Genomic DNA, 21,020 nt, shown 5'->3' with positions numbered 1-21,020 from the left:
TCGATCGGGGTGGGCCCTCCCCTGGGCCGGCATCCCAGGTTTCACGCCGATGATCGTACTGTTCACGATGTGCACAACGAGACCAACCGCGGTGGTCCGAGCCCGTGATGGTTTGGTCTACGAGTATCCCACGTATTCAGGGGCGTGGGAATGCTCGTTCTTGTCCTCGAGTTCATGGCATGAGGTCGGGGCCCACATCTAGTCTCAAAACCGGCTCCCGCTCTCCGCGCAGGTAGCGTACGACGTCTGCCGCGTCGATGAGGAGCGAGCCGGTGTTGAGCAGGACGAGGGCGATCAGCCAGATCCGCATCGGAGACCCGACGGGCAGGACTCCGCTACGTAGCCAGGCCCAGGGGACGAGGGCCAACCACGGAACGTGGCCGATCCCGAGGAGACGAACGAAACCGAGCCGACCGAAGAGCGCCATCTGCAGCATCGCAGCCAACATGAAGGTCGCCAGCGTGATGACGGCCTCGGGCGCCGGGAGGAACACGATCGGCGCGACGCCATTGACGAGGATGAGCGCAGCGATCCATATGAGCCAGCCAGCAGGGAAGCGGAGCATCGTACGTGCGAAATCGAGAGCAACTCGGATCATCTGGACCTCCTGCGGAGCGCGCGTGCCCCTGGATTATATTCCGTGGACCACGAGTACATAAGGAAGGGAGCGACACATGAAAGCTGCTGAGCTTCTTGTCCGGTGTCTCGAGAACGAAGATGTAGACTACATCTTCGGCATCCCGGGCGAGGAGAACATCGACATGATGGACGTTCTGCTCGATAGCCCGATCCGTTTCATCACTACGCGACATGAGCAGGGCGCGGCCTTCATGGCCGACGTTTACGGACGGCTGACGGGCAGAGCGGGAGTGTGCCTGTCGACCCTCGGTCCGGGTGCTACGAATCTGGTGACCGGTGTCGCGGACGCGAACATGGACCGGGCTCCACTCGTGGCCATCGCGGGCCAGGCCGCTACGACGCGGATGCACAAGGAGAGCCACCAGTACCTCGATCTGGTCAGGCTCTTCGCTCCCATATGCAAGTACAGCACGGAGATCAAGGAGGCGGAGACCATTCCGGAGGTGATTCGCAAGGCGTTCAAGCAGGCGATCGCGGAGAAACCCGGCGCCAGCTTCATAGCGTTTCCCGAAAACGTTGCCGGCTCCGACGTAGAAGGAAAGGAGCCGCTCAAGGTGCAGGCGGCCACGGCTCCCGAGGCACGGGAGGCCAAGATCGAGCAGGCCGCTGAGATCATCTCGACCGCGGAGCATCCGGTCATCATGGCAGGGAACGGCGTCATCCGCTCCGGAGCCACGGAGCAGCTACAGGCGTTCGCGGAGAAGCTCCAGATCTCGGTCGCGACCACCTTCATGGCCAAGGGCGCGATACCGTTCTCTCACGCCCTAAGCCTCGGGACCGTGGGCTTGCAAGCCCACGACTACGTCAGCTGCGGATTCGACCGTGCGGACGTGATCATTTGCGTAGGCTACGACATGATCGAGTACCATCCCTATCTGTGGCATCCCGAGAAACACGCGCAGCTCCTACACATAGACGAGACGCCGGCCGAAGTGGATGAGCACTACATCCTGGCCGCCGGAGTCATCGGCGATATCGGTGAATCCCTGCAGCGGATCGGCGAGGTGGCGCGGCCTCAGGAGGAGCCGAAGCTCGGGGCGTTGCGGGACCTCATCCTCCATGAGCACTCCGAGCATGCGGAGAACCCGGCGTTCCCCATGGTGCCCCAGCGCATCCTCTCGGACCTCCGGCAGGTCCTCGCGCCGGAGGACATCGTCATCAGCGACGTGGGCGCGCACAAGATGTGGACCGCCCGGCTCTACCAGGCTGAGCGCCCCAACACCTGCATCATCTCGAACGGTTTCGCTTCGATGGGGATCGGCGTGCCTGGGGCCATCGCAGCGAAGCTGGCCCATCCGGAGCGCACAGCGGTAACGATCACCGGCGACGCCGGCTTCCTGATGAACTGCCAGGAGATCGAGACCGCGCTGCGTATTGGGACCGCCATCATCATCCTCATCTGGAACGACAGCGAGTACGGTCTGATCCGCTGGCATCAACTCCGCCACTTCGGACGCGCCAGCCACATCGACTTCAACAATCCCGACTTCGTGATGTTCGCCGAGAGTTTCGGGGCCAAGGGCTATCGGGTGGAAGCCGCCGACGAGTTGGTGCCCACGCTGAAACAGGCCATCGCCGACGACACGGTAGTGATCATCGACTGCCCTGTGGACTACTCAGAGAACATGAAACTGACGGAGAAGCTGGGTAATCTGGTCTGTGCCATGTAGAGCGGTGGGGTTGGCCGAACAACCGGAGATAAGAGTATGCCTGAGCATTTGCGACTCATGGTTCCGGGCGCTAGGCCGGACACAGAGCTCATGGAGGTACACGCGCCCTACGATCGGAGCGTGATCGCCACCGTAGAGCGCGCGGGACCCCAGGTCGTTGAGAAGGCGCTGGACACGGCCTACCGACTCTTCCGCGACAGGGACGCGTGGCTCAGCCCGGCCCGCCGGATCGAGATTCTGAGGCGCGCCGCCGCCATCATGCAGGAGCGACGAGAGGAGCTAGCGGTCGAAGCCGCGCGGGAGGGAGGAAAGCCACTCATCGATTCGCGGGTCGAGGTGGACCGGGCCGTCGACGGCGTGCACGAGTGTGTAGAATTTCTGCGCACTCAGCACGGCGAGGAAATCCCGATGGGACTCAATGCCGCGTCGGCGAACCGATTGGCGTTCACCCGCCACGAGCCCATTGGCGTCGTCGTCGCGTTCAGCGCCTTCAACCACCCGTTGAACCTGATCGTTCACCAGGTAGGACCGGCTGTCGCTACCGGGTGTCCGTGCATCGTCAAACCGGCCGAGGCAACGCCCCTGTCGGGGATGCGTTTCGTGGCGATTCTCCGCGAGGCAGGTCTACCGGAGGAGTGGTGCCAGGGCCTCGTGACCACCGACCTGGACGTCGCAGGATCTCTGGCCACGGACCAAAGGGTGGGCTTCTTCAGCTTCATTGGCAGCGCTCGTGTAGGTTGGATGTTGCGCTCCAAGCTCGCGCCCGGCACCCGCTGCGCCCTGGAACACGGAGGCGCGGCACCGGTCCTCGTAGCGGAGGACGCCGACCTCGAGCGCGCGCTTCCCCTGATCAGCAAGGGGGGATTCTACCACGCGGGCCAGGTCTGCGTTTCGGTTCAGCGTGTCTTTGCCCACCGGAGCATCGCTCACGATTTGGCCGAGCGCCTCGCCGAAGCGGCGACGGCTCTCGAGGTCGGAGACCCGACCCGTCCGGACACCGAAGTGGGCCCCCTGATCCGTCCAGCCGAAGTGGAACGCGTAGCCGAGTGGGTGAGCGAAGCCGTCGATCGCGGTGCCGAGTTGCTCGCCGGAGGCGAAGCCCTTTCCGAGACGTGCTACGCCCCGACCGTACTGTACGACCCGCCCGGCGACGCCCGGGTCTCGACCTCGGAAATATTTGGCCCGGTCGTCTGTGTGTATCCGTACGACGACATCGATGACGCGATCGCCCGATCGAACTCGCTTCCCTACGCCTTCCAGGCGTCGGTATTCACACGCGACATCGATACGGCGCTACGGGCTTCGCGCCGGCTCGACGCCTCCGCGGTGATGATCAACGATCACCCCGCCTTCCGCGTGGATTGGATGCCGTTCGCGGGCCTGAGGGAGTCGGGCATGGGCGTCGGCGGGATTCCCTATACGATGGAGGACATGCAGATCAGGAAGCTGGTGGTCATTCGTTCAGAGGAGCTGTAGAGCAGTCGTCTTGATCTCCGCGAGGAAGCGCTCAGCCCCCCCCACGGCGGCCAGTTTCCGATCCGAAGGACTCACGCTGGTTCTCGGCGGGACCGGCAAGACCGGCCGGCGCATCGCGCGAGCCGCGGAGTACCGACGCGCGTCGCGTCTCGGGCAGGTGATCCGCCCTTCGACGGGGACGATCAGAACACCTGGGACGCCGTGCTCAATGGAGTTACTGCTGCGTACATCAGCTACGCTAGCTGATGGGCAAGGTGGATTAGGTGTAGGAGCCTGTTGAAGAAAGTGGGCGAGCCGCGAGCCGAAGCCCCGCCGGAGGACCTCCTCCAGCGGGGCTTCGTCATTCCCAGCAATCAGTGCTTGTAGACAGCAGTCGCTACTGAGCCTCCGAGTACGCCCCCATCTTTTCTACTGCTTCCGCCGTCGTCCACGTCGCGTTCGCGATGAACCGGAAGTTCGTCTGTGCGGCTGCATTGCCATCGAGCCCGGGAAGAATCGCAGAGGCTGTCGCGTCCGTCACGACCGCGACTTCGAATCCCATCTCCAGCAGCTCGCGCATGTGCGACTCCACGCACAGGTTTCCGGACATGCCGGCAAGGATGACCCGGTCGATACCGCGTTTGCGAAGCTGCAACGCCAGATCGTTCTGCTCCGGCCCGAAGACCTTGTGCGGGCTTGTGACGATGGTCTCACCGTCCTCGATGTAGGGCTTGTAGCGGGCAAGCCAATCGGCACCCGATCCCACAAAGCCGTGCAGGTCCGTCGGCCCGGCGCGGTCGAACATGCCGATCTTGTGCATGAGCGCTTCCAGGGCTCCCTCGAACTGCCAACCGTGGTCGGTCGGGTAGTAGTAGTGCGGCGAAATGAATACCTCCATCCCCACGGACTTCGCGGTCTGCAGGAGTGTCTCCAGGTTTTGGACGGTGTTGTTCTCCGTGACGCTCTGACCCACGACTCCCCAGGTCACACCTTCCGGGGACAGGAAGTCGTTTTGTGGATCTGTGATCACGAGTGCTGTGCGGCTGTCGATTGTCATCCCCGGGTCGGGGAGCTGCGCTTCGGTTGCTCCGAAGGACAGTGAGAATGCGGCTGCGACCCAGGCGGTAGTGAAGATTATACGTTTCATGATGGAGTCCTTTTGGTTGTGTTGGTTACTGTGGTGGTCGTATCTCTTGGGTTTCCTGTGGTGTTGTCGGGGGAGTCGCCTGATGGGTGGCCGAGGGAGGTGTCTCCCCTGATCTCCGCCCACACCTCCGGGCCTGCCTCCCTGATTTCTTCGAGGCTGAAGCGGGGAGTAATGTGTTGCTGGCAGTTCCAGTCGAACGCCTCGACGTAGAACAGGTAGGCGCGCTCGATCACGGCGTCGTAAGCCGGATCCACCAGCTTTGATCTCAAGGCGTCATCCACCTCTCGGACTTCGGCCCTAGCGTAGATCTTGAGTCGTTTGCGGCGAGCCTGATCGAGCAGGAAGAGCGCCACTCGATCGTCGGCCCGGACGTTGCCGGTACTGATGTACTGCATGTTCCCCCGGAAATCGGCGAAGGCGAGGGTGTGAGGACCCAGTACTTTGAGAAAACCCTTGGGTCCACCACGGAACTGCACGTACGGCCAGCCGGCTTCGTTCACCGTCGCCATGTAGAAGTGATCGAGACGTTCGATGTGCTCGCGCTCTCGGTCCCCCAGCGCGCGATCATCCCACTCCATGTTCTCGAGACGCTGGCCGAATCCGCGGCTCCCGTTCTCTTCCTGGACGGCCTTCACGCTGTCGCCGAACGCGATTTCCGGGTAACGGCGGGTCATGATGCTCCTCCTCTTTGGGTTGGGTTGGAGATCAGGGCTGTCAGGCCGCCGTCTGGTTGACGATTTCCGCTACGGCAGTGCTGGGCTTGAAGCCGGTCGTGGTTCGCCCGACAGAGGCGGCGCCACCGCCAGAAATGAGAATCGAAGCGAGGCCAGCGATGTAGAGCAGCGTGACTTCGTAGCCAGGCATGCCGAACTGGGGGCCGGCGTCCGTCATCCCAGTGATGTGGATGAAGTTGAAGCCCTGCGGGAGATGCACGGTGAACATCGCAACCAGCATGTTCACGATCAGCACTGCAGAGGCCACCGCAGTGAAGGCTCCAGCGATCAGGGCCAGCCCGCCGACGAGTTCCACGCCACCTACGAAGTAGGCCGTGATGCCGGGAGCAGGCACGCCAATGGCTGAGAGCATACCCACGAACATGTCGTGGCCGCCTACGCTGAACAGCTTGGGAACGCCATGGTAGACGAAACCGAATCCGAGTACGGCTCGGAGTGGTGCGGGGGACCATGACTTGATTGAGTCGAACATTGTTTCCCTTCCTTTCCGGATATGATCAGGGGTGATTTGCCCGGTAGCTGAGACAAGGCCCGTGCCAAACCCGATGAAAGAGACACCAGGCCGGTAACCTGTTGGAGGAAAACAACTTGAATCGTTGCGTGCTACGGCGGCGAAGGAGCCTGCCGAGGAGGGAAACTCCGAAATATCGTAGTGCTCCGAAGGACGGTGGGCGCCAGGATCGGTATCACTGTCGCGGTACGCCGCAAGGTGGGCGCCAGAGTCGACGTGACGGCAGGCGCTATGGCTCCGGGTGAGCCTCAGGGCGTTGGAGGTCCGCGCCTACGCCAGCCCGACCTTCTTTTCGATCCCCAGCTTTTTCATCCGGGACCTCAGCGTGTTGGGATGCATATCCAGGATTCGGGCTGCGCCCTTGGGTCCCTGGACCATCCATTCGCACAGGTCGAGAACCTCGACGATGTGCTCCCGTTCGACTGACTCCAAGGTACGTCGCGCGCGGGTGGAGACCTCCTGGGGAGGGTGTATCGAAATCGCCTCGTCGACACAGAGAACACCTCGCGTGGACAGGATAACCCCGCGCTCGATGATGTTCTCGAGTTCGCGCACATTTCCCGGCCAATCGTAACCCTGGAGCGACCGTTGCGCGTCGTCGGGCACGTGGTCGATGCGCTTGCCCATCGCCGTCGCGTATTTCTTCACGAAGTATGAAACGAGCAAAGGAATATCCTCCCGCCGGTCCCGCAGGGCCGGGACCTCCACGGGGAAGACGCTCAACCTGTAGTAGAGGTCGTCGCGGAAGGTGCCACCCTCCATAGCCTTCATGAGATCCCGGTTCGTTGCGGCAATGATCCGCACGTCTACCGAGATGGTGCGGTTGCCACCCACTCGCTCCAGTTCGCCCTCCTGCAGCACGCGAAGGAGCTTGGCCTGGAGTTCGAGAGGGAGTTCGCCGATCTCGTCGAGAAAGAGTGTGCCACCGTCCGCCAACTCGAACCGACCGATCCGTTTGGCGGTGGCCCCGGTGAAGGAGCCACGCTCGTGTCCGAACAGCTCGCTCTCGATCAGGTTCTGGGGGAGTGCAGCGCAGTTCACCTTCACGAAGGCACGCTCGCTACGTCGGCTGGACTGATGCACGGCCCGGGCGAAGAGCTCCTTGCCGACACCGGTTTCTCCCGTGACCATAACGGTGGCATCGGTATCCGCGACCTTTTCCAGGCGAGAAAGCACCCGCTTCAGTGCGCCGCTGTTGCCGATGATCTCTTCGAAATTGTGCTCGACGCGGATCTCCTCCTGGAGATACTGGTTCTCATGCTCCAGCCTGTCCTTCAGGGCCTTGACCTCCTCGAGCGCACGCTCCAGGGCCTCCTGCTGCTGCTTCCTGCGGGTGATGTCGATGAAACTCACCACGGCGCCCGCCAACTCACCGTCTTCGTCGCGGATCGGTGTGCTCACGTATTCGACGGGCAGTGAGGTTCCGTCCCGTCTCCAGAACACTTCGTCGTCCTTGCGGTGGACCTCGCCGTCCGTAAACGCCGCATAAATCGGGCACTCCTCCCTTGTGTAGGGATCCCCGTTGGCGTGAGTGTGGTGGATAATGGCGTGTTGCGGTTTACCGATCAGTTCCTCCACCGTCCAACCGAGAATCTCCGCGGCGGCAGGGTTTACGAACGTCGTGTTCCCCTCCGTGTCCAACCCGTATATCCCTTCCCCCGCCGAATCGAGGATGGATTGGTTGCGCCGCTGCATTTCAGCCAGGGCGCGTTGGGTCTCCTCGGGACCGCAACCGTCGTCATGGGTCACTTTAGAGCGTGCTCGTCGTGTTGGAGGATCTGATAGATCATCGATACGGACTCGGGCGATTGAACTTCGGGACCAAGCTAGACTTGGCTGCGAGGCTCCACAACGATTTCTTCCTCGCATGGCGCCGGGGCCACGCCACGCCACGATATTTCGTACCCTCCTGACATCTCGCAGCGCCAGGCCAGCGGCCCTTACTGGGCACGCCGACCTAAGTCCCAGGTGCATAGGGAGTTGCGGCGGATGAGCGACGGAACCCACGGTGGCATGAGGCTTGTCATGTAGGTGGCCACACACACTGACCACTGGAGATGAGCATGTCGAACACGGCGCTGGTGCCCCCGTTCACGAAAGAAACAGCCACCAAGAAGGTCCGCGCTGCTGAAGATGCATGGAATAGTCGGGACCCCGAGCGTGTGTCGATGGCCTACAGCCTGGATAGTCATTGGAGGAATCGTGCGGAGTTTGTAGAGGGTCGAGATCAGATTCGAGACTTCCTCACCGGAAAATGGGAGAAGGAACTCGATTACCGGCTCATCAAGGAGATGTGGGCCTTCAGCGACGACCGGATTGCGGTCCGGTTTCAATATGAGTGGCACAACGAAGCGAACGAGTGGTTTCGAGCCTACGGAAACGAGTTGTGGGAATTCGATGCGGAGGGGCGGATGCGACGGCGTGAGGCGAGCATCAACGACGTGCCGATAGAGGCCTCGGACCGACGCTATCACTGGCCGCAGGGGCCACGGCCAGCGGATCACCCGGGCCTGATCGACTCGCCGGAATGAGACCGTGATGTCCGCGGGGTGGTGGTGATTTCGCGCCAAGAAGCCGCGTCCATTATCCTGTGGGCATGAAAATCCATCGACGTCAGGGCAAAGCAGGCCCCCTCTTCGGATCACCAGTCTGGATGGACGCCACCTGAAAACGGTGCGCGTTCCCACCGAGTGTGTCATGCAGCGCCCCGAGTTTGGGGGCAAGCTCCGCGATGGCGACCCCGGCGCAGCAGCTTCCTCGATACCGACACACCACGAAGCGTGCACCCGGCTGGGCCAGCGCCCAGCACGTCTACCAGGTAACTAGGGTGCCCTTAAAGGGGGGGGTGGGGGGTGATGGTCCCGGTCGGGTATGGGCTGATCGAGAGGGGCGTGCACCGCCGCTTATCCCTCCGACCCCTCTTCCCGGGCCGCTGGCAACCTCAGTATCTCGTTTTCACGGACGGTCGAGCCAGTGACGAGGGTGCGCGTCTGAGCCAGGACCACATACGGGTGTGAATGTACCCACCATCTTCGGTTTCACGCGTGCCCATCCCGAGAAAGATGTCGTGGCTCAACTGGCGGATCTCGTCTATGAGCGTGTTACCCTCGTTGTAGGCGCCGTAATACATGAGCAGCGCGGGCTTGCCGTCGATGAGCGAAGTCCCCGCCTCGGTGCCAAACCGCAAGTTGCGCACGATCTTGCCGCCCGGGAAACGCTAAACGATTGTATCCCTCCCCCGTGGTCGCGGTCGTCGGCATGTAGGCCTTCCCCAGCCAGTAGCCCCGCTCCGACCCCTCATCGAACATGGTGGCGTTGGTGCTCGCGCGGCGCTCCGGGTCTCCGGCGTTGGGTACGAGCCCCATGTAGTGCCCTTTGAACTCGGTGAACTCTGGCGCTGGCGACACACTCCATAACTCGATGATCTCGTCACGCGATATGGCCAGCACATCCTCCAGAGTCCATCCGCCGGTTTCATCGAGCGGCGGGGCCGCCCGTCCGGGTCCCCCAGAAGATCCCGACCGCCACCATCACGAGTCCCACACCCACGAGTTTGCCCATTGCCATCGTGCCTTCCCTGTCCGCCATAAACCGCAGATCTGATTCCGCTGACTTCGCTGCCGAGGTCCGTGCGGCCGTAGCGCCTGACCCCGATAACAACCTGATCGTGGTTGTTCTCGGGGCGCACCACTTCAGCTTCGGAGATCAGGCGCTGACGCAGAGCCGGATTCTTCGGTCGGTGCTCGCAAGGATGAGCGGGCTCGGTGGTGTGAAGCCGCGAACGGGGCTGGCGATTACGAGGCGGTACCTGAGTGGCTTCTTCGATGTCCACTTCCGACGTTGGCACCTCAGGCCTTCCGCTTGGGCTGAGTTTTGGAACAGGACGGGGTGAGGGCCGCTTGGATACAGAAGGGCGAGGGAGGGACGTGAACTCGCCTTGGAGGTGCGCACAGGGTGCGGCAGCCCGCTCCCGCGTCTTAGCGCGGCGGGCCACCAGCACCGAGTCGTGCGGGCCTAGAAGACCGTCGCGAACGAAAGACCCAACCTACCTTCGATACTCCAAGCCACGTGAGCTCCCGGCCACGTCAGAAGACGATCGGTGAACAGCCGCTGGCGGGACCCGATGGCCTCCGCGACCAGAATCACGCTACCTAGCTCAGCCCCCAGGTGGTCGGGAATCTCGAAGCGGGCCGTGCTCAGTGACGTGACAGTGCCGAGGGGCCAACGACGACGCCCTGTCGTGGTCTCCACTACGTAGATCCGCATGTCCAACCAGTTGTTGTTCGTCACGCGGACGGTGACCGGCTCGCCGACTCGGTCAGGGGCCCGTTCGTTCTGGCCGACTGGACTGCCCTCTTTCTGGGTCTGTGCCTGTAATGGCACCCCCGCCAAACCTCCGACGAATAGCGCTAGTATCGCGGTGTAAAGCGTGCGCTTGGTCATTGCAGTCATCTCCTCACCAGATCTATGGTCAACCGCCGGTTCATTGGCGGTACCCGTTTCCTACCACTTATTGGTGAGTGAGCGAAGGGCGGAATTCATTACACTTCTCGGGTGGCCGTCGGGGAGGCCGCCGCGAGATCGACCGTACTGCTTCATGACGCGGCCGCCTCGGCGGCACCGAAAGCCGCCCGGTGCTCGCGAATGAACGCGTCCAGAGCCTGCGGCCGCTGACCGCCGATGCGCTCGACGACATCGCTCTCGCCACGGAAGATCCCGTTCTGGTGGTCGACAGCGACCGCCTTGAGGTGGATCACCAGCGAATCGCTCATGCCGTCCACTCCGGCGAGCACGTCACCCCAGACGTCCACGGGCAGGTCGACGTACTCGACCGGCTTGCCCAGTTCCTCCGACAACAGGTCGGCCATCTCGGTGACCGTGAGGTTCCGGGGGCCCGTCACCACGTAGCGCTCACCCACATGTAGCACCGGGTCGGCGAGGATGCCCGTTACCACGCGCGCGATGTCGGCGGCCGCCACGGGGGCGTGCTTCTCGGCGCCGTAGGGCAGATAGAGCTTGCCCTCGGCGGCGATCGTGCGCGCGCCCATCATCACGAGGTTCTCCGCGAAGAAGGTCGGCCGCACGTGCACCGCCCCGATGTCGGCCCAGTCGAGGATGTTCTCGGACAGCCAGTGCTGGCGTGCCAGCGGGCTCTTGGCGTCTTGTCGCGCGGAGATCTGCGACATGTTGACCAGCGCCTCGACACCCACATCCCTGGCGGCCACCGCGACGATGGTGGTGGCCTCTACGAGCAGCTCACCTTGCGGCGGGTACACGAAGTAGACGCGCTTGACCTTGTTCATCGCCGCGCGCATGGACTTCAGATCGTGAAGGTCTCCCACCACCACCTCGGCGCCCAGCGATTCGAGTCGCGCCGAGCGGTTGTCGAGTCGACGGACGAGAGCTCGAACGGGGAATCCGTGATCGAGCATCTGTTCGACGACCGCGGCGCCAGTCTTGCCGGCGGCGCCCGTAACGAGAATCAGAGTGTTCTTGTTCGTCTTCATGAGTACTTCCTCCAAAAGAGTTGTATATACAACTTATGTTTCGAAAATGATGCCGGAGGGGCGCGTTCTTGCTCTGTCACGGGGTCCGCGTCCCACGGCTGGGGTCCGCGGTGCCGCGGCCGTGGCACTCGAGTCGAGCAGGGCAAGCGTTTGCTGCTCCGCAGCTACCTTCCATTCGTTGCTGTCGGTCGCAAACTGTGGACCCTTCAGCATCGCGTGGCCACGGTCGGCTTCCCAGCGATCGAAGTCGGTCAGCCGGGTGAGCATCATCTTCACCATACCGGCCACCGCTCCTAGCTTGGAGCCGGCGGAGAAGCCGGGCAGGATGAGGCTCGGGTTGGCGATATAGCGCCGCGCGATCGTCTCGAAGTCCTCCGGGGGGCGCCCGGTGACCTCCTGTACATGGTTCGTCGGGGCGCCTACAGCGAAGGCGCCACGCCGCAGGTCTTCCGCGTACGTGCGGATCTGCGACACTTCGAATGGACTCATGCCCAGCGCGGTCGCCGCCTTGATGAACATGTTGGTGGACACGTCCCGATGGCTGACCTTGCGGTCGACCACGCGGCTGAGAATCTCCGCTACGTCATGCCCCGACAGCAATTCCGGGCCGGTGGGCCGGTAGGTCTTGCCGATGTGGGGCACCGGATCCGCAAGAACGCCCGCCGCCACTGCACCGATGTCCTCATTGGATGGCGGTGCGTTTAGTCCGTCACCGAAGGGCAACGCCAACATGCCCAGATGCTTGATCGCAGGCAGGCCCGTCAGGTAAAAGAACGCAAAGATGCCCGGGTTGATGTAGGTCACGTCCACCGTCGGCATCCACTGCACGATGTTGTTGGTGATCCAGTGCTCCCGAGTCAGCGCGGAGGGGTGGGAGGGGTGCCCGTTCCAACCGCTCATGAGCGCCAGCGTCTCGAGCCGAGCCTCTTCGGCGGCCAGCGCAAACAGCATGGTCCCCTGCAGCAGGTTTGGCGCGAACGGCGGCACGTGGTAGGCCCGCTGCACGTCGACCAGCGCCTCCCGCAGATCGCGCATGTCGAACAGATCGCCCGTGAAGATCTCAGCCCCGGCCTGTTTCAATTTGTCGGAGCGGGCGTCTTCTCGACGCACGAAGGCACGGACGGGGAAGCCCTGCGCGAGCAGTTCGCTAACGGCCGCGGCTCCGGTGCGTCCAGCGGCGGAGGTTACTAGAATCCTCGGTTTTGTCGACATCATCGAGCTCCTCTTGGAGGCCGTTAGTTGTATATGCAACTCAGTACAGCAAAAAAATCACTCTTGCCCGTTACGGCTCCACACGGTGTTGGCCACACTGTGGATCGAGGCGGCTCCGCCACGGCCCAGCACGGCCTTGGCACGGGTCTGCGCCTTTTCCCACACGGGGACCGACTTCTCGAGCAGCGTCTGGCCCTGCCGGGTCAGCGTCAGCTCCTGCTTGCGACCCGATCCGGACTCCGTCACGGTCAACCAGCCATTCTTACGCATCCGTTGCACGTTCCTGCTGACCGTGGACTTCTCCATGTTGAACCGCCGGGCGACGTCCCCGGGGGACATCGGCCCACGTTTGGTGACGATCACTAGAATGTTCAGCTGGCCGGTGGTCAGGCCGAGAGGGCGCAGCGCCTCGTCGTAGATGGCGGTGATCGTACGGTTGAGCATGCGAACCCGGACCGCGAGGCAATCCTTGGCGATCAGGTCGGCGGCGAGGTCAACCGGTTGCGTGTTCTTTGGAGGCATCGTATTCATAGTGTTGTATATACAACTAACGGAATCGATTGTCAACACCCGGAGTTTCGCGACAGGTCATGAGGTCAGGTGAGCACGACGATCTTGCCACCGGCTGCGTTGTCTTCCATGCAGCGGTGTGCTTCGACGATCGCGTCCAGCTCGAAGACGCGCCCGATCTTCAGCTTCATGTGTCCCTCTTCCACTTCTTTCAGCACCATCTGGAGCGGTGTCTCCATGAAGTCGATGGACTCACCGGCGTAGGTCGTGAGATTGACCGTCGACGGTATTGCGCCCATTGGAGTGAAGCGATCGAGCTCCCATGCGTTTCCCACCATGCCGGTCATGCACACCGAGCCGAAGCGCGCGGCGCATTGCAGCGAGTCGAGCAGCGTGGTGGTCCCAACGAGCTCGAGCACCTTGTCGACGCCCGAGGGAAACACGCGGCGGACATCTTCCACGATCTCACCGCCGTCGATGAAGACGTGATCCGCGCCGTTGTCTCTCAGCATGGCTTCACGATCGCTCTTGCGAGTCGTGGCGGCCACGGTGGCGCCTTGTTTCTTGGCGAGAGCGGCAGCCGCCAGGCCCACAGAAGTGGTCCCGCCCCGAATCAGCAATGATTGGCCTCTCTCCAACCTCAGTGAGCTGTTGAGCGAACCCCAAGCGGTTTGAATCATCTCGGGCAGAGCAGCTAGGGTTTGCCAATCGAGCGTGGTATCGAGCGCCTGCACTTGGCTGGCGGGCACACAGGTGTATTCGGCGTAGCCACCGTCGAATGCCCGGCCCATGCCGCCCATCGCGGTTGCCACGGTTTGCCCCCGTGGGAACTCCCCGCCGGGTGCCTTCTCGACCGTGCCCACCGCCTCAATGCCGAGCACGCGGGGAAACTCGACGCCGGGCGAGTGTCCCTGTCGAGTGAAGAGCTCCGAGCGATTGAGGCCGAATGCTTTCACCCGGATTAGGACCCACCCGGGTGCGGGCCGCGGAACGGGGAGCTCCTCGATCCTCAGCACTTCTGGAGCGCCTGGTTCACGAATGACCGCGGCTTTCATGGTCCTCATGGTCACGTCCCTGTCCGGTCTGTGCGTGGTTCCATTTTGAACAGTGGATCTCGAGTTGAAACGGTCGGTACCACTCCGCACTTTCTGGCGCAGGCCATTCGAACGGAAGGAGGTCGTTATGTCGTCATCCACACCGGTCGCGACGACCGAGGTCATGTTTCAGCCCGTTCAGGTTGGACGCTACGAGCTGGCCCACCGAATCGTCATGGCGCCGCTCACGCGCTCACGCGCGCGGCAGCCGGGCAACATTCCATCCTCCCTCAATGCCTGCTATGCGGTACAACAAGGCCGGCGGCCGGCGAAGGCGAGCTCGCACGCTTTGTGACGCCGCGCGCCTTGCAGCTCGAGGAGATGCCGTACGTCGTCGGGCAGTTCGTCCGGGGGGCGAAAAACGCCTTGGACGCCGGCTTCGACGGCGTCGAGGTCCACGGGGCGAACGGGTACCTCCTCGACCAGTTTCTCCAGACAGCCAATAACCGTCGCACCGATGACTATGGGGGCTCGGTGGAGAACCGCGCGAGGCTCCTGCTTGACATCATCGTAGCCGTGAACGAAGTCTGGGATTCAGACCGCGTCGGCGTCCGCCTTTCACCCCTCGGCACCTTTAACGACATGGCCGACGATGATCCGGAAGCCACGTTTGGCTACATCGTCGAGAGGCTCAACGAGTATGACCTCGCTTATCTCCACGTTGTAAGGCCGGGCATCCAGGAAGCTGAGAGCGGATCCTGGGACGATCCTGAAGCGCAATCGATGATGCAATTGATTCGGGGCAAGTACAAAGGCACCCTGATAGTAGCCGGAGGGTTCGATGGTGACGAAGGAGAGGAATGGGTATTAAACGGCAAGGCGGATCTGATCGCGTTCGGGCGGAAGTTCTTGGCGAATCCCGACCTACCGCAGCGCATCCAACTCGGTGCTCACCTGAACGCTGATGACGCGACGACCTACTACGGCGGCGGTGCGAGAGGCTACACCGACTACCTCTCGCTCGACCAAGAGCGCGGCGAGGTGCCCATGCCTTGCGTCGACGAACGGTGGCGTTGACACGCTTAGCGGCTCGATCTTGTACACTCCCGATTGCCGAGGATTGAGTGGCGGACACGAAAACGAGTGGCGCAGCGATCGCTACGTATGTGGAAGATCCTGACTTCGCGGCGCGGATCAGGGAGCGCGATGCCCAGGCGCTCGAAGAGGTCGTTCGTCGTTATCTCCCTCAGATCCTGCGCGCCGCCGGCGGTGCCGGCTTCGCCCCTCAACTCGCCGAGGACGTCGCGCAGGACACGTTTGTCACCTTCATCGAGACAGCGCCCCGATTTGAGGGCCGCTCCCATGTCCGGACCTGGCTGTTCGGCATCCTGTACAAGAAGATTGCCGCAGCGCGGCGAAATCTGGGGCGAGACAACGAGATGGACGACATCGAGGAAGTCTTCGAGCAGCGGTTTGATGACGCCGGGAGCTGGACGCGGCCACCGCTCCCGGTGGACGCGGAGGTCTACGATGCTGAGGTGCGCCAGGGAATTGACGGCTGCCTGGACCGGGTTCCAACGAACCAGCGGATGGCCTTTGTCCTGCGTGAAATCGAGGGAATGGATACCCAAGAAATCTGTAAGATTCTGGAGGTCACGCGCACTAACCTAGGAGTCCTTCTGCATCGGGCGCGCAATCGCCTGCGCGAATGCCTGGAAGCCAAAGGGATCGAGCCATAGTCACATGCCGAACTGTAAAGAAGTTGTGCGCCTCATAGCCAGCGATGAGCTGGCCGACGCCGTATGGTTGACCCGGGCCCCTGTCCGGCTCCACCTCCTGATGTGCCGCCATTGCAGAGGCTACGCGGCCCAGCTTCGGGCCATCGGAGCCGCTGCACGGGACCGATGGGACTTGGGCGTGGCCGACAAAGCAGGCTTCGAGCAGCTTCAGAGCTCGATCCTGGAGCGATGCCTGGATGCATCGGATGTGAATATTGCGGACGGGCGCGATCGCGACCCCGAACCTCCGGCAGAACAAACCGATCCGCGCTAGACGCTGACGAACGCGTCACACCCATCTTTGTCTTTGTAGGAAGGAGGTCAGACGATGAAAACCTCTCATGCCACCCTGAGTTTCTTTGCGGTCCTTGCCCTAGCGGGCTGCGCCGGGACTCTGCAAGTACGGACGGATTACGACCCGGAAGTGTCGTTGACGCAGTTGAGCACGTACGACTGGGTCGACCAGGAGGCGGACGCGAGCGGCGATCCGGTCATAGATAGCCCACTATTGAAACGGCATATCCGAGATGCCGTGGAGGGCGAACTTGATAGGATGGGTTATCGCAAGGCGACGTCTGGCACTCCTGACTTCCGGATTGCATACCGCGTGACGGCAGAGGAGAAGTCGAGGATCGATGGATCCTACGGCTTTGGATCCTACGGCTTTGGATCCTACCGCTTTGGAGGGCCGTACTGGTACCCGCGGTCCTATAATCGAGGGTACCTTGGCTTTTCGCTTTATGGTGGCCGGTACCTTAGGCCGTATAACGGCTATTACGGCTATCCGAGTGTCGGATACGGATACGCGGGCACGGGCCGCGTGCGCGAATACCTGCGGGGAACCTTGGTTCTGGACATAATCGATGTGCGAACGGACGAAGTCGTCTTTCGAGGGTCGGCCAGAAAATCGCTGGATCTTGATCCGGATCCTGAGAAGCTCCGGATGTATGTCAGCGAAGCGGTGGAGAAGATCCTAGAAGACTTCCCGCCGCTGGGTTGAGGTTTTAGTTGCGCTGCATGTTGGAAGGCCCCGGGGGTGCTGCTCCCTCGGGGCTCCGGGCTGGGTACTTTCGATCTAATTGATGCGCCTCGGCGCGGAACGAGCGAGGAGACATGGATTATCCGATACACCCCGACTTGAAGGTGGGAAACACGTTTCTCGACTTCGAACTCCCCGATCAAGATGGCAAGTCGCAGAAGTTGTCCAAATTAATTCGCGGCTTCCCTACCGTCCTGATTTTCAGCCGCGGATATTACTGACCAAAGGATCGTCGTCAGTTGACGACCTATGTGCAGCAACTGCAGCCCGAGTTTCGAGTCAACTACTGCAAAATGATCACTGTCTCGGTCGATGACCGTGTGAACACCACCGAGACGCGCACGGCGCTCGCAGCAGATTGGCCGTTTCTCATGGACCCCGACCGCCGCCTGCTCCACGAGCTGGAGATGACGGATCGAACGGACCCGGCCCACGGCGAGGTATACCTCCCTTACACGTTCATCCTGGATCGGGATCGAACGATCTATAAGGTCTACAACGGCTGGTGGTTCGTCGGCCGTCCCACGTCCGAAGAGATCCGCATGGATCTGCGAGCCCTCATGTCCCGCCGGCCCGACTGGGTGTATTCGGAGAAACGATCACAGTAACCGAACGGATGAGAGAAATCCCCGAGATTCCCATGCGTCTCGTACCGGCCGTCACCAGCGTTGAGATGGCCGCCGTGGATCAGGCCATGGTTGAGAACTACGAGATCGATCTCATCCAGATGATGGAGAACGCTGGGCGGGCCCTCGCGGCCTTGGCGCGCGATCGGTTCCTGGACGGTGATCCCCAAGAAAAGACCGTGGTGATTCTAGCCGGATCAGGTGGTAACGGAGGCGGTGCATTGGTCGCGGCGCGCCGGCTTCACGGATGGGGAGCGACAATACGGACGGTCCTGGCCCAGGAGCCGGAGCATTTCGCACCGGTACCGGCCAAGCAGCTGGCCATCCTGCACCGCCTCGGTGTCGAAGTCGTCTCTTCAGGACAGCTGGTGGCCACCCTAGAAGGCCCTACACCAGACCTGGTCATCGACGGTGTGATCGGCTACAGCCTTCGCGGCGCTCCCCATGGCGGGGCCGAGGCTCTCATCCGCTGGTCGGGGTCGGGGGGAGCTCCGATCCTCGCTCTGGATGTTCCTTCCGGGATGGACGCCACTAGCGGAGACGTAAGCGAGTCCACGGTACGGGCCACGGCCACGCTGACGTTGGCCCTTCCGAAGACCGGGTTGGTTTCGGGCCGGGCGCATGCGCACGTCGGTGAGCTCTATCTCGCAGACATCGGCGTTCCTCGGCGACTCTACGCCGAGATCGACCTTCCCGACCCGGGTGCACTCTTCGCAAAGAGCGACCTGGTCCGTCTAGCCTAGGAGACGGTCGCGAACCGACGGCCTCTGCACTTCACGTCGCCGCCAGAACGCACCAAGGACGAGCAATATCAAGACCACCATCGCCGCCCAGCTGTACGTCAGTGCCCACTCGATCGCTGCTGCCACCTGATCAGAAAGGATCCAACCGGTACCCGTGTAGATCGCCGCCCACAGGATCAGCGAGGCGGCGTCGGCGAGCATAAAGGGAAGGGTCCCGAAGCCGGCTAGACCTGCGGCCACGGCGATGAGGTTTCCTGACCCGGGAAGCATCTTCGCAAGCAGGATGTATGGAGTGCCCATGCGGGAAAGGCGATCCTTGACCGTCGAGACACAGGCCCTCGGGTTGGACCAAAGACGGCAGGCTACATCGATCAACCAAGAGCCTTGCCGACGACCTACCCAGTACCATCCGAGGTCCGCGAGCCAGCCGCCTGACGCCACGGACAGGACAACCGGCCAAAAGCCGAGTGTCCCTGAGGCCACCATCGCCCCTCCGCCGATGAGCACCGGTACGCTGACGATGGGCACTCCGACGAACTCCACGAAGCCCACGGCGAAGAACACCCAGTAGCCGTAGCTACCCAGGAAGGCATCAAGGTTTTCCATGGGTGCTCCCGTCGCGGGCGCGGGACGTCCGAATGCGGGCGCCCCCCGAATCGCGTGGAAGCCGTCCGCGTCTTTGCATCAGCCGGCGGTCGCTAGGGCTAAGCCGACATTGCGGTGACGGAGCCAGGCGTAAACCAGGCCCAGGACGCCGCCGAACATCAGGTGACCGACCAAGCTTGGGAGCATGGCCGCAGCAGCGGCCGCGTTCCAGTTGACGCCCAAGCCCATGCCCATGAAGAGCGGCATCAAGGTGAGCGGTCCAAGGATCCACCAGGCCCCACCGTACGCGAGGCCGAGCCCCACACCGCTGTGGGTCCCGCTCACGAACCGGCCGAGTACAAGGGCGAAGCCGGCTCCGATGATTACGCTGTTCACCATGTGCACAACGAAACCGGCGCCGGCCGTCGGTTGGCCGACCATACTTCCGATCATCGGAAGCATGCCCGTGAATCCCATCATCGCTCCGAAGACCAAACCGCCTGCGAAGCCGCCGTAGGCGCCCAATTTCAGTTCTCTCGTGCTCATTTTTATATCCTCGTCAAGTAGGTTTCTTGAGATTCGAAAATCCGGCCAGACCATCAGCCGGGCTCCGTTACTTGCGAGTGAGTGGGCGAAGGAGGCATTTCATTACACTGGCGTGGTTTCCGTGGTGATCACCCCTCACGCCTCCACCAGATCTCGGCCTTCTTTCCGCCCTACTCGTTCGCGGGAATACTCATGACTTCACGGGTGCCACGCTTTGCCTCCGGCCGAAGGCTGTCCGTAGCGTGAAGGGCGGAAGCCGTGATACGCCAGCCCGGGTCATCGGCAGCTATTACGCCGTGGCGGGACTGTACACGCTCTCGGCGTCCATGATCTGGGGCGTCAATACGCTGTTCCTGCTGGACGCGGGGCTCGACATCTTCGGCGTGTTCTTGGCCAACGGCGCGTTCACGGCGGGCATGGTGGTCTTCGAGATCCCCACCGGCGTGCTCGCCGACACTCGCGGCCGTCGGGTGTCGTTCTTGCTCAGCGTTGGGATTCTGATCTTCACCACCGTTGCCTACGTGGCGGTGGCGCGCTCCGGCGGCAGCTTGCTGGCGTTTGTCGCCGCCTCCGTGGTGATGGGCCTCGGGTTCACCTTCTACTCGGGCGCGGTCGAGGCGTGGCTGGTCGACGCGCTGCGCGAGACTGGGTTCACAGGCGGACTGGACAGCGTGTTCGCGAGGGGAGCGATGGTGACGGGCGCGGCGATGCTCGTCGGGACGGTGAGCGGCGGCTTCTTGGGCAGCGTGGACTTGGCGCTGCCTTATGTGGTCAGAGCCGGCATGCTGGTTGTGGTCTTCATCGTGGCCGCGATGGTCATGCGCGACCTCGGGTTCACGCCTCGCGCGCTGCAACTGACCGCCCTTCCGCGGGAAATGCGGGCCGTGGCGCGCGCCAGCATTGCCTTCGGGTGGCAGCGGCCGTCCATGCGGTTGTTGATGCTGTGCTCCGCCATCCAAGGGGGATTCCTCAGTTGGGGCTTCTACGCCTGGCAGCCGTACTTTCTCGAGCTGCTCGGGCGGGACGAGGTGTGGATAGCCGGGGTCGTCGCCGCACTCGTGTCGGCTTCGATGATCGTCGGCAACGCGCTCACCGACTGGTTGACCAGGTTTTGCGGCAAGCGATCGACCTTGATGCTCTGGGCGGCCGGGGCCCAGGCGGTGGCGGCCATCGGAGTCGGTCTGGCTGGATCCTTTTGGGTGGCCCTGGCGTTGTTACTCGTGGTTACCGGCGCCGTGGGCGTCGCGGGTCCGGTCAAACAAGCGTACATGCATCAGATCGTGC

At 62.5% G+C, this 21,020-nt stretch carries 22 protein-coding genes and 1 pseudogene; 10 read left to right on the top strand and 13 right to left on the bottom strand.

Annotation, left to right across the window (positions count from 1 at the left end; translation table 11 throughout):
• Positions 1-172: 172 nt before the first annotated feature.
• Positions 173-598, bottom strand: coding sequence for a hypothetical protein (locus IIB36_01840; GenBank protein ID MCH7530487.1), 426 nt, complete (start codon positions 596-598; stop codon positions 173-175).
• Positions 599-674: 76 nt separating this feature from the next.
• Between IIB36_01840 and IIB36_01835 the strand changes: the two genes are divergently transcribed.
• On the top strand, positions 675-2,309 hold the full coding sequence (locus IIB36_01835) for an acetolactate synthase large subunit (GenBank protein ID MCH7530486.1): 1,635 nt from the start codon (positions 675-677) through the stop codon (positions 2,307-2,309).
• Positions 2,310-2,366: 57 nt separating this feature from the next.
• Positions 2,367-3,785 carry an aldehyde dehydrogenase family protein gene (locus tag IIB36_01830; GenBank protein ID MCH7530485.1) on the top strand — a complete coding sequence of 473 codons (1,419 nt, stop codon included), beginning with the start codon at positions 2,367-2,369 and terminating at the stop codon, positions 3,783-3,785.
• Positions 3,786-4,161: 376 nt separating this feature from the next.
• Here IIB36_01830 and IIB36_01825 read toward each other — a convergent pair whose 3' ends face one another.
• The 4 genes from IIB36_01825 to IIB36_01810 all read right to left on the bottom strand — a co-directional run bounded on the left by IIB36_01825 (position 4,162) and on the right by IIB36_01810 (position 7,851).
• Complete coding sequence (locus IIB36_01825) at positions 4,162-4,911, bottom strand: cysteine hydrolase (GenBank protein ID MCH7530484.1); 750 nt, start codon at positions 4,909-4,911, stop codon at positions 4,162-4,164.
• A complete protein-coding gene (locus tag IIB36_01820; GenBank protein ID MCH7530483.1) occupies positions 4,908-5,585 on the bottom strand; it encodes a pyridoxamine 5'-phosphate oxidase family protein in 678 nt (225 codons plus the stop codon). Before IIB36_01820 ends, IIB36_01825 begins: the two co-directional genes overlap by 4 nt.
• A 40-nt stretch (positions 5,586-5,625) precedes the next feature.
• Positions 5,626-6,117: a DoxX family protein gene (locus IIB36_01815; GenBank protein ID MCH7530482.1), complete on the bottom strand. Its 492-nt coding sequence runs from the start codon at positions 6,115-6,117 to the stop codon at positions 5,626-5,628.
• Positions 6,118-6,426: 309 nt separating this feature from the next.
• Positions 6,427-7,851: a sigma 54-interacting transcriptional regulator gene (locus tag IIB36_01810; GenBank protein ID MCH7530481.1), complete on the bottom strand. Its 1,425-nt coding sequence runs from the start codon at positions 7,849-7,851 to the stop codon at positions 6,427-6,429.
• A gap of 368 nt (positions 7,852-8,219) precedes the next feature.
• Here IIB36_01810 and IIB36_01805 point away from each other — a divergent pair, with 368 nt between their 5' ends.
• Positions 8,220-8,687: a nuclear transport factor 2 family protein gene (locus tag IIB36_01805; GenBank protein ID MCH7530480.1), complete on the top strand. Its 468-nt coding sequence runs from the start codon at positions 8,220-8,222 to the stop codon at positions 8,685-8,687.
• Between the two features lie 410 nt (positions 8,688-9,097).
• Here IIB36_01805 and IIB36_01800 read toward each other — a convergent pair whose 3' ends face one another.
• The gene (locus tag IIB36_01800; GenBank protein ID MCH7530479.1) at positions 9,098-9,352 is read right to left on the bottom strand and encodes a hypothetical protein; all 255 of its coding nucleotides are present in this window, start codon (positions 9,350-9,352) and stop codon (positions 9,098-9,100) included.
• A gap of 357 nt (positions 9,353-9,709) precedes the next feature.
• Between IIB36_01800 and IIB36_01795 the strand changes: the two genes are divergently transcribed.
• Positions 9,710-10,048: a hypothetical protein gene (locus tag IIB36_01795; GenBank protein ID MCH7530478.1), complete on the top strand. Its 339-nt coding sequence runs from the start codon at positions 9,710-9,712 to the stop codon at positions 10,046-10,048.
• A gap of 122 nt (positions 10,049-10,170) precedes the next feature.
• Here IIB36_01795 and IIB36_01790 read toward each other — a convergent pair whose 3' ends face one another.
• The 5 genes from IIB36_01790 to IIB36_01770 all read right to left on the bottom strand — a co-directional run bounded on the left by IIB36_01790 (position 10,171) and on the right by IIB36_01770 (position 14,440).
• Positions 10,171-10,599: a hypothetical protein gene (locus IIB36_01790; GenBank protein ID MCH7530477.1), complete on the bottom strand. Its 429-nt coding sequence runs from the start codon at positions 10,597-10,599 to the stop codon at positions 10,171-10,173.
• 152 nt (positions 10,600-10,751) lie between these two features.
• Positions 10,752-11,663, bottom strand: coding sequence for an NmrA family NAD(P)-binding protein (locus IIB36_01785; GenBank protein MCH7530476.1), 912 nt, complete (start codon positions 11,661-11,663; stop codon positions 10,752-10,754).
• A gap of 33 nt (positions 11,664-11,696) precedes the next feature.
• Positions 11,697-12,875: an NmrA family NAD(P)-binding protein gene (locus tag IIB36_01780; protein ID MCH7530475.1), complete on the bottom strand. Its 1,179-nt coding sequence runs from the start codon at positions 12,873-12,875 to the stop codon at positions 11,697-11,699.
• Positions 12,876-12,932: 57 nt separating this feature from the next.
• Positions 12,933-13,397, bottom strand: a complete 465-nt coding sequence (locus IIB36_01775) for a winged helix-turn-helix transcriptional regulator (protein MCH7530474.1) — start codon at positions 13,395-13,397, stop codon at positions 12,933-12,935.
• Between the two features lie 74 nt (positions 13,398-13,471).
• On the bottom strand, positions 13,472-14,440 hold the full coding sequence (locus IIB36_01770) for a zinc-binding dehydrogenase (GenBank protein ID MCH7530473.1): 969 nt from the start codon (positions 14,438-14,440) through the stop codon (positions 13,472-13,474).
• 127 nt (positions 14,441-14,567) lie between these two features.
• Here IIB36_01770 and IIB36_01765 point away from each other — a divergent pair.
• The 5 genes and pseudogenes from IIB36_01765 (at position 14,568) to IIB36_01745 (ending at position 18,605) form a co-directional block, all read left to right on the top strand.
• Positions 14,568-15,496, top strand: a pseudogene (locus tag IIB36_01765) (hypothetical protein).
• Between the two features lie 89 nt (positions 15,497-15,585).
• Entirely contained in the window at positions 15,586-16,158 is a 573-nt protein-coding gene (locus IIB36_01760; protein MCH7530472.1) for a sigma-70 family RNA polymerase sigma factor, read from the top strand.
• A 367-nt stretch (positions 16,159-16,525) separates the two neighbouring features.
• The gene (locus tag IIB36_01755; GenBank protein MCH7530471.1) at positions 16,526-17,197 is read left to right on the top strand and encodes a DUF4136 domain-containing protein; all 672 of its coding nucleotides are present in this window, start codon (positions 16,526-16,528) and stop codon (positions 17,195-17,197) included.
• A gap of 278 nt (positions 17,198-17,475) precedes the next feature.
• Positions 17,476-17,844, top strand: coding sequence for a redoxin domain-containing protein (locus IIB36_01750; protein MCH7530470.1), 369 nt, complete (start codon positions 17,476-17,478; stop codon positions 17,842-17,844).
• Between the two features lie 32 nt (positions 17,845-17,876).
• The gene (locus IIB36_01745) at positions 17,877-18,605 is read left to right on the top strand and encodes an NAD(P)H-hydrate epimerase (protein MCH7530469.1); all 729 of its coding nucleotides are present in this window, start codon (positions 17,877-17,879) and stop codon (positions 18,603-18,605) included.
• On the opposite strand, the gene IIB36_01740 is transcribed toward IIB36_01745, so the two are convergent.
• A complete protein-coding gene (locus IIB36_01740; protein MCH7530468.1) occupies positions 18,597-19,211 on the bottom strand; it encodes a DedA family protein in 615 nt (204 codons plus the stop codon). The two genes, IIB36_01745 and IIB36_01740, sit on opposite strands and share 9 nt — an antisense overlap.
• A 78-nt stretch (positions 19,212-19,289) precedes the next feature.
• The gene (locus IIB36_01735; GenBank protein MCH7530467.1) at positions 19,290-19,736 is read right to left on the bottom strand and encodes a hypothetical protein; all 447 of its coding nucleotides are present in this window, start codon (positions 19,734-19,736) and stop codon (positions 19,290-19,292) included.
• Positions 19,737-19,978: 242 nt separating this feature from the next.
• Here IIB36_01735 and IIB36_01730 point away from each other — a divergent pair.
• The coding region (locus IIB36_01730; protein MCH7530466.1) for an MFS transporter at positions 19,979-21,020 on the top strand (1,042 nt) is incomplete at its 3' end.

The sequence above is a fragment of the Gemmatimonadota bacterium genome (assembly GCA_022560615.1).
Taxonomy (GTDB): Bacteria; Gemmatimonadota; Gemmatimonadetes; order Longimicrobiales; family Gaopeijiaceae; genus UBA1138.
Note: the sequence above shows the minus strand (reverse complement) of the source record. Positions and strands in the feature narration are given on the sequence as shown.